8 protein-coding genes are annotated in these 7,212 nt (G+C 71.1%); 7 read left to right on the top strand and 1 reads right to left on the bottom strand.

Going from position 1 to position 7,212, the window contains the following annotated elements:
* The 5 genes from A7A76_RS04500 to A7A76_RS04520 form a co-directional block, all read left to right on the top strand.
* The coding region (locus A7A76_RS04500; RefSeq protein WP_206410076.1) for an aminotransferase class IV at positions 1-514 on the top strand (514 nt) is incomplete at its 5' end.
* A 66-nt stretch (positions 515-580) separates the two neighbouring features.
* Positions 581-1,729 carry an endolytic transglycosylase MltG gene (gene mltG, locus A7A76_RS04505; RefSeq protein ID WP_343225281.1) on the top strand — a complete coding sequence of 383 codons (1,149 nt, stop codon included), beginning with the start codon at positions 581-583 and terminating at the stop codon, positions 1,727-1,729.
* The gene (tmk, locus tag A7A76_RS04510) at positions 1,726-2,376 is read left to right on the top strand and encodes a dTMP kinase (RefSeq protein ID WP_206410077.1); all 651 of its coding nucleotides are present in this window, start codon (positions 1,726-1,728) and stop codon (positions 2,374-2,376) included. The genes mltG and tmk overlap by 4 nt, the downstream gene beginning before the upstream one ends.
* Positions 2,373-3,356 (top strand): DNA polymerase III subunit delta', encoded by a 984-nt coding sequence (locus A7A76_RS04515; protein WP_206410078.1) that lies wholly within the window; start codon positions 2,373-2,375, stop codon positions 3,354-3,356. The genes tmk and A7A76_RS04515 overlap by 4 nt, the downstream gene beginning before the upstream one ends.
* Positions 3,353-3,712, top strand: a complete 360-nt coding sequence (locus A7A76_RS04520) for a PilZ domain-containing protein (RefSeq protein ID WP_206410079.1) — start codon at positions 3,353-3,355, stop codon at positions 3,710-3,712. Before A7A76_RS04515 ends, A7A76_RS04520 begins: the two co-directional genes overlap by 4 nt.
* A 316-nt stretch (positions 3,713-4,028) precedes the next feature.
* Here A7A76_RS04520 and A7A76_RS04525 read toward each other — a convergent pair whose 3' ends face one another.
* On the bottom strand, positions 4,029-6,098 hold the full coding sequence (locus A7A76_RS04525) for a 3-hydroxyacyl-CoA dehydrogenase NAD-binding domain-containing protein (protein ID WP_206410080.1): 2,070 nt from the start codon (positions 6,096-6,098) through the stop codon (positions 4,029-4,031).
* A 268-nt stretch (positions 6,099-6,366) separates the two neighbouring features.
* On the opposite strand from A7A76_RS04525, the gene rpoE reads away from it, so the two are divergent.
* Positions 6,367-6,987, top strand: a complete 621-nt coding sequence (gene rpoE, locus A7A76_RS04530) for an RNA polymerase sigma factor RpoE (protein WP_074867656.1) — start codon at positions 6,367-6,369, stop codon at positions 6,985-6,987.
* Positions 6,987-7,212, top strand: a 226-nt coding sequence (locus tag A7A76_RS04535) for a sigma-E factor negative regulatory protein (RefSeq protein WP_206410081.1), incomplete at its 3' end; no start/stop codon positions are given. The genes rpoE and A7A76_RS04535, both read left to right, overlap by 1 nt.

Below are 7,212 nucleotides of genomic sequence, written 5' to 3' on the forward strand. Positions count from 1 at the left end.
GCCGGTGTGGACGCTGTCGCGCCATCCGCTGCCGCCGCCCGCGCGCGCCGGCGGCCTGCGCCTGCGCTGGTGCGAGCTGCGCCTGGGCGAGCAGCCGGCGCTGGCCGGGCTCAAGCACTGCAACCGCCTGGAGCAGGTGCTGGCGCGGGCCGAATGGGACGATCCGGACATCGACGAGGGCCTGCTGCGCAACGCCGCCGGCGAGCCGGTCTGCGCGACCGCCGCCAACCTGTTCGTCCTGCATTCGCAACGATGGACGACCCCGCCGGTGGACCGCTGCGGCGTGGCCGGGATCTGCCGGCAGCGCCTGATCGAACTGAGCGGGGCGCGGGTCGCGGCGCTGAGCGCCGACGAACTGCAACGCGCCGATGCGATTTTCCTGTGCAACGCCGTGCGCGGTATCCTGCCCGTGGCGCGGCTCGGCGAGCGGCAATGGGCGCCGCATCCGGCCGTGGCCGGGCTGCGGCGCCGGCTCGGCGACGCCCATCCCGCCTTCGTCCCCGGCGACGACTGAGCCGCCGCACCCGCGGCCGCCGGTCCGCGCCGGCGCGGCGGGACCAGACCGTTCGATGGAGGTTGCGTGGCGGCAAAGGAAAAGAAGGGCAAGCGCGGCTGCGGTTGCCTGATCGTGATCGTGCTGTTGCTGGCGGCGCTGGCCGCGGCCGGCGGCTGGGCGTGGCAGCGTTACCTGAGCTTCGCCGACGCGCCGCTGCAGGGCCTGCAGCCGGACCAGAGCCTGCTGGTGGAGCGCGGCGACTCGCTGCCGGCGGTGGTGCGCAAGCTGCGCGCGAGCGGCGTCGCGGTCGGCGAGGAAGTCGAATGGCGGTTGCTGGCCAAGCAGCTCGGCGCGGCCGGGCGGCTGCAGGTCGGCGAGTACTCGCTGGCGCCGGGCACCAGCCCGCGCGCGCTGCTGACCGCGATGCGCGACGGCAAGGTGGTCAGCCACCGCTTCGTCATCGTCGACGGCTGGAACGTGCGCGACCTGCGCGCCGCGTTGGCGCGCGCCGACAAGCTCAAGCAGCAGGCCGCGCAGCTCGACGACGCGGCGCTGATGAAGGCGCTGGGCAAGGGCGGGCAGCATCCGGAAGGCCGGTTCCTGCCGGAAACCTATTTCTACACCGGCGGCGACAGCGACCTGGACGTGCTCAAGCGCGCCGCCTCGGCGATGGACAAGGCGCTGGCGGCGTCGTGGTCCGCGCGCGACAAGGACAGCGTGCTCAAGACCCCGTATGAGCTGCTGATCATGGCCTCGATCGTGGAGAAGGAAACCGGCGTGCCGGCCGAGCGCGCGCAGATCGCCGGCCTGTTCGAGCGCCGGCTCAGGCTCGGCATGCGCCTGGAGACCGACCCGACGGTGATCTACGGCATCGGCCCGGCCTACGACGGCAACATCCGCAAGCGCGACCTGCAGACCGACACGCCGTACAACACCTACACCCGCGCCGGCCTGCCGCCGACGCCGATCGCGATGCCGGGGCTGGCCGCGCTCAAGGCCGCGGCCAATCCGGCGCCTGGCGATGCGCTGTTCTTCGTCGCCGCCGGCGACGGCAGCGGCCGCAGCCTGTTCGCCGCGACCTACGCCCAGCACCAGGCCAACGTGCGCGTCTACCTGCAGCGCTATCGCCAGAACCAGGGTCGCGGCCAGCCGGAAGAAGGCAAGGCGGTGCTCGAGGAAGCGGCCGAAGCGCCGTCCGCCACGCCGCCGGCCGCGCCGGGAGCGACCCGATGAACCTGCGCACCTGGCCGCGCTTCGTCACCCTCGAAGGCGGCGAAGGCGCCGGCAAGTCGACCGTGCTGGCCGCGCTGCGCGAGACGTTCGCGCAGGCCGGCATCGATGCGGTGTACACCCGCGAGCCCGGCGGCACGCCGCTGGCCGAACAGATCCGCGGGCTCATGCTCGACACCCACCACGAGCCGGCCAGCAACGAAACCGAACTGCTGTTGGCCTTCGCCGCGCGCGCCCAGCACGTGCGCGCGACCGTGCTGCCGGCGCTGCAGCGCGGCGCCTGGGTGCTCAGCGACCGCTTCACCGACGCCAGCTACGCCTACCAGGGTGCGGGGCGCGGCGGCGACGCCGCGTTCATCGCCGAGCTGGAGCGGCGCGTGGTCGGCATCCGCCCGCTGATGACCTTGCTGCTGGACGTGCCGGTGGACGTCGGCTTGGCGCGCATGCGCGGCCGCGGCGCCGCCGACCGGATCGAAAGCGAACGCAACGAATTCTTCGAACGCGTGCGCCGCGGCTACCTCGAGCGCGCCGCGGCCGAGCCCAAGCGGTTCGTGGTGATCGACGCCGCGCAGCCGGTGGAGGCGGTGGTCGCCCAAGCGGTGGCCAGCCTGCGCCTGCAGATCGAAGTGGTCGGGGAGGGCGTGCGATGAGCGCGGTTTCCGACGCCGCGTTCGCGCCCTGGCAGCGCCGCATCTACGAACAGGCGCAAGCCTCCATTTCCGCCGGCCGGCTCGGCCATGGCCTGCTGTTCTGCGGGCCGGCCGAACTGGGCAAGCGCGCGGTCGCGCAGCGCCTGGCCCAGGGCCTGCTGTGCCGCGAGCGCACGGCCGACGGCGGCCCGTGCGGGCGCTGCCGCAGCTGCCTGCTGCTGGCCGCGGGCACGCATCCGGATTACCAGCTGGTCAGCTTCGTGCCGAACAAGGAAGGCACCCGGCTGCGCACCGAAATCGTGATCGAACAGATCCGCAACCTGTCCGAGCGGCTGGCGCTGACGCCGCAGTACGGCGGCGCGCAGATCGCGATCATCGATCCGGCCGACGCGATCAACACCGCCGCCTGCAACGCCTTGCTCAAGACCCTGGAAGAGCCGGTGCCGGGCCGCTACCTGTGGCTGGTGAGCTCGCATCCGGCGCGGCTGCCGGCGACCGTGCGCAGCCGCTGCCAGCGCCTGGAGTTCCGCCTGCCGCCGGCCGACGAAGCGCTGGCCTGGCTCAAGGCCCAGGGCCACGCGGACGCCGCCGCGCGCGAGGCGTTCGACGCCGCGCGCGGCCACCCCGGGCTGGCCCACGACTGGCTGACCGGCGAGGGCCTCAAGCTGCGCCGCGAAGTCGCCGCCGACCTGGCCAAGCTCGGCCGCGGCGAAACCTCCGCGCCCGAAGTCGCGCAGCGTTGGGTCGGCGACGAACACGCGGCGCTGCGTCTGCGACACGCGTCGGACATCGCGCTCGCCGAAGCCAGCGCCGGCTTGACCGACCCGGCGCGCGCGCGCAGTCTTGCGTCCTGGTTCGACCGGGCGAACCGCACCCGCGACCTGCTGCGGACCACGGTCCGCGCGGATCTGGCGGTGACCGAATTGTTGATGGCCTGGCGCAGCGACGATGCGCGCCGCGCCGGGGGAGGAAGGGCATGAACGCACCAGCGGGCGCAGCGCGGCAGGGCATCTTGTCGTTGACGATCAAGGACAAGGCGGCGTTGTACAGCGCCTACATGCCGTTCCTGAAGTTCGGCGGCATCTTCGTGGCCACGCCCAAGCGTTATTTCCTCGGCGACGAAGTGTTTTTGCTGCTGACCTTGCCGGAGTCGGGCGAGCGTTTGCCGGTGGCCGGCAAGGTCGTGTGGGTGACGCCGACCGGCGCCCAGGGCCACCGCACCGCCGGCATCGGCGTGCAGTTCGCCGAGACCGCCGAGGGCGATGCGGTCAAGGGCAAGATCGAGGCTCTGCTGGCCGGCACGCTGAGTGCGGAGCGGCCGACGCATACGATGTGAGCGCGCAGCGCACGCGCTCGTAAACTCCCGTCCATGGTTGCGCTTTGGCCGCAACGGCGGGGGAAGGTCCGTGTCCGACTGTAGGAGCGGCGCGAGCCGCGACCGCGAATGCGCGACCGCGGCGAAACCTGCGCAATGACTGCGTTGTCGCGGTCGCGACTTGCGTCGCTCCTACAGGGGGCGTTCCGCGGTGGCTTTCGTCATTGCAGGCGAAGACGATCCAGCGTCGAGCGCGCATCCATCGATGTGCGCCTGGCTCTATCGACGCAAAGAAAAAGCCGCGCATCGCGCGGCTTTTTCTTTAGGCGGTTCGGGCTTATCGCCGCAACGCCGGCGAATCCCAGCCCGGCCGCGGCGCGAACCGCTCGCCGTAGCGCGCCTGCAACTGCTTGAGCCGCGCCAGCACGTTGTCCACACCGGTTTCGCGCACGTACTGGATCGGGCCGCCGCGGAACGGGGCGAAGCCGGTGCCGAAGATCACGCCGGCGTCGAGCAGGTCGCCGTCGCTGACCACGCCGTCGTGCAGGCAGGCCACCGCTTCGTTGACCATCGGCAGGATCAGGCGGTCTTCCAGGTCGGCCGGCGCCTTGTAGTCCTTCGGCAACTCGGGCTTCTGCGCGCGGCCGTTCTCCCACTTGTACAGGCCCTGGCCGTCCTTCTTGCCGCGCTTGCCGGGCTCCACGCCGGCCAGGGCCGCGGGCACGGTCAGGCCGAGGAACGGCGCCAGTTCCGCGCCGACGCCCGCGGCCACGTCCAGGCCGACGGTGTCGATCAGTTCGATCGGGCCCATCGGCATGCCGAACTTCACCGCCGCCTTGTCGATCGCCGCGCCCGGGATGCCTTCGGCGAACGCGGTGCCGGCTTCGAGCATGTACGGGAACAGCACGCGGTTGACTAGAAAGCCCGGCGTGCCGGCGACCGGCACCGGCAGCTTGTCCAGCGCGCGGCAGAACGCGGCCAGGCGCTGCTCGGTTTCCGGCGCCATGCGGTCGTGGCGGATGATCTCCACCAGCGGCATCAGCGCGACCGGGTTGAAATAGTGCAGGCCGGCGAACTGCGCGGGGCGGCGGATGTGCTCGCGCAGTTCGTCGAGCGGGATCGACGAGGTGTTGGTGGTCAGCAGCGCGTCGGGCTTGAGCTGCGGCTCGACCGCGTCGTAGAGCTCGCGCTTGGCTTCGGGCTTTTCGATGATCGCCTCGATCACCAGGTCGGCATCCTTCGCGCCGTAGCCGGCGAGGTCGCCCTTCAGCCGCGCCGCCACCGCCGGACGCTTGGCCTCGTCCTTCACCTTCTTGGCGAACAAGGCCTGCGCGCGCTCCAGGGCGCCGTCGATGAAGCGCTGCTCGCGGTCGCTGAGGGTGACCTCGAAGCCCTTGTAGGCCGACCACGCGGCGATGTCGCCGCCCATCACGCCGGCGCCGACCACGTGCACGTGCTTGATCCTGTGATCCTTGCCGCCCTGGCCCTTGAGCCGTTCCTGCAGGAAGAACACCCGGATCAGGTTGCGCGCGGTCGGCGTGCCCGACAGCTTGACCACCGACTTGCGCTCGGCCGCGAGCAGCGCCTGCACGCCGCCGCTGCTGCGTTCCCAGGTCGAGATCAGCGCGTACGGCGCGGGGTAGTGGTCTTTCTTGGCCTTGCGCGCGACCTGCTTGACCAGCATCGGCGCGAGGATCTTGCGCGCGATCCAGGTGTTGCTGGCCCACGCGGTGAAGCGCTGCTTGAACGGGCGCTGGGTGCCGTTGAGCGCCAGCGCCGCGGCGGTATCGACCAGCACCGCCGGTTCGGCGGTCTTGTCGACCAGGCCGATCGCGCGCGCGGCCGAGGCCGACAGGCTGCGGCCGGTGAGCATCATGTCGAACGCGGCCGGCGCGCCGACCAGGCGCGGCAGGCGCACGCTGCCGCCCCAGCCGGGGTAGATGCCCAGCTTCACTTCCGGCAGGCCGATGCGGGTGGAGGCGTCGTTGCTGGCGACGCGATAGCGGCAGGCCAGCGCGATCTCGGTGCCGCCGCCCATGCAGAAGCCGTGGATCGCCGCGACCGTGGGGCAGGGCAGTTCGGCCAGGCGCTGGAACACCTGCTGGCCGCGGCGGATCGCGTCGCCGACCGTGCCCTTCTCGTCGAAGGTCTGGAATTCCTTGATGTCGGCGCCGGCGATGAAGCCGGTGGCCTTGGCCGAGCGCAGCACCAGGCCCTTGGGCGGGTCCAGCGCGAGGCGTTCGAGCAGGCCGTCGAGCTCGATCAGCACCTCCTGGGCGAAGGTGTTGACCGGCGATCCTTCGCGGTCGAAGGAAAGCACCAGCACTCCGTCCGCGCGCAGTTCGGTATGCCAGTGGCGGGCGCGTAGCCCGTCAAACGCGGGGAGGCCGTCGAGGGCTGCAGTCATGCCGCACCATCCGTTCAGGTATGGAATAGGTCGCTATCATCCCGATCGGGCTCGGCTGCCGTCAAATCGGCGTCGCCGCGGCCGCGTCCGGCGGCCGTCCGGCAGGGCTTTCAGCCGCCGTGCGGGCGGCGGGAGCGCAGGTTGTGTGACACTTGGCGGTTGCGAGCGGTCGCCGGCGGCCCCATTACTCCGACGATTGAACTTTTGCCCCGACAGGGTTGTCCCATTGCTCGGCCATGCGCCGAGCCGACAGGAGTGCCGGCGCGGTATGGCCGATAACGAGTTGTTGGACCAGGAGTTGGTCAGGCGTGTCCAGCGCGGCGACAGCACGGCCTTCGATGCCTTGGTGCGCAAGTACCAGCATCGGATCACCGCGCTGATCGGGCGCTACATTCCCGACTGGAGCGAATGCCAGGACGTGGCCCAGGAAACCTTCATCCGCGCCTACCGCGCGATGGCGAATTTCCGCGGCGACGCCCAGTTCTATACGTGGTTGCACCGCATCGCCGTGAATACCGCCAAAAACCATCTCGTCGCCCAGAACCGGCGCCCGCCGACCGACGACATCGACGCCGGCGACGCCGAGCAGTTCGAGACCGGCATCCGCCTGCGCGACACCGACACCCCCGAACACGAACTGCTGCGGCAGGAGATCGAGCGCACGGTCATGCGCGTGGTCGAATCCCTGCCGGAGGAGTTGAGGTCTGCGATCACCCTGCGCGAGGTGGAAGGCCTGAGCTACGAAGAGATCGCGCAGAAGATGAATTGTCCGATCGGCACCGTGCGTTCGCGCATCTTCCGCGCCCGCGAGGCGATCGATACGGAACTTCGGCCCCTCTTGGACAATCAAGACCAAGGTACCCACCGCACCAGGGAGCGCGCTCACTGATGACTTCCACCCCTATCCATGGCGACGAACGCGAGAACCTGAGCGCGCTGTTCGACGGCGAGCTCGACGGCGACGCCGCGCGCTTCGCGTTCAAGCGGCTCGGCCACGACGCGCAATGGCGCGAGGCCTGCGGCCGCTGGCAGCTGTGCGGCGACGTGCTGCGCCGGCGCGCCCACGGCGCGGCCGAGCCGACTCCGGGCTTCGCCGCGGCCGGCTTCGCCGAGC

The organism is Lysobacter enzymogenes (genome assembly GCF_017168095.1).
Classification (GTDB): Bacteria; Pseudomonadota; Gammaproteobacteria; order Xanthomonadales; family Xanthomonadaceae; genus Lysobacter; species Lysobacter enzymogenes_D.

What these genes read in the sequence shown, in the direction of transcription:
- tmk (WP_206410077.1), top strand. Translation starts at nt 1,726, where the DNA reads ATGAACCTGCGCACCTGGCCGCGCTTCGTCACCCTCGAAGGCGGCGAA.
- A7A76_RS04520 (WP_206410079.1), top strand. Translation starts at nt 3,353, where the DNA reads ATGAACGCACCAGCGGGCGCAGCGCGGCAGGGCATCTTGTCGTTGACG.
- A7A76_RS04515 (WP_206410078.1), top strand. Translation starts at nt 2,373, where the DNA reads ATGAGCGCGGTTTCCGACGCCGCGTTCGCGCCCTGGCAGCGCCGCATC.
- A7A76_RS04525 (WP_206410080.1), bottom strand. Translation starts at nt 6,098, where the DNA reads ATGACTGCAGCCCTCGACGGCCTCCCCGCGTTTGACGGGCTACGCGCC.
- rpoE (WP_074867656.1), top strand. Translation starts at nt 6,367, where the DNA reads ATGGCCGATAACGAGTTGTTGGACCAGGAGTTGGTCAGGCGTGTCCAG.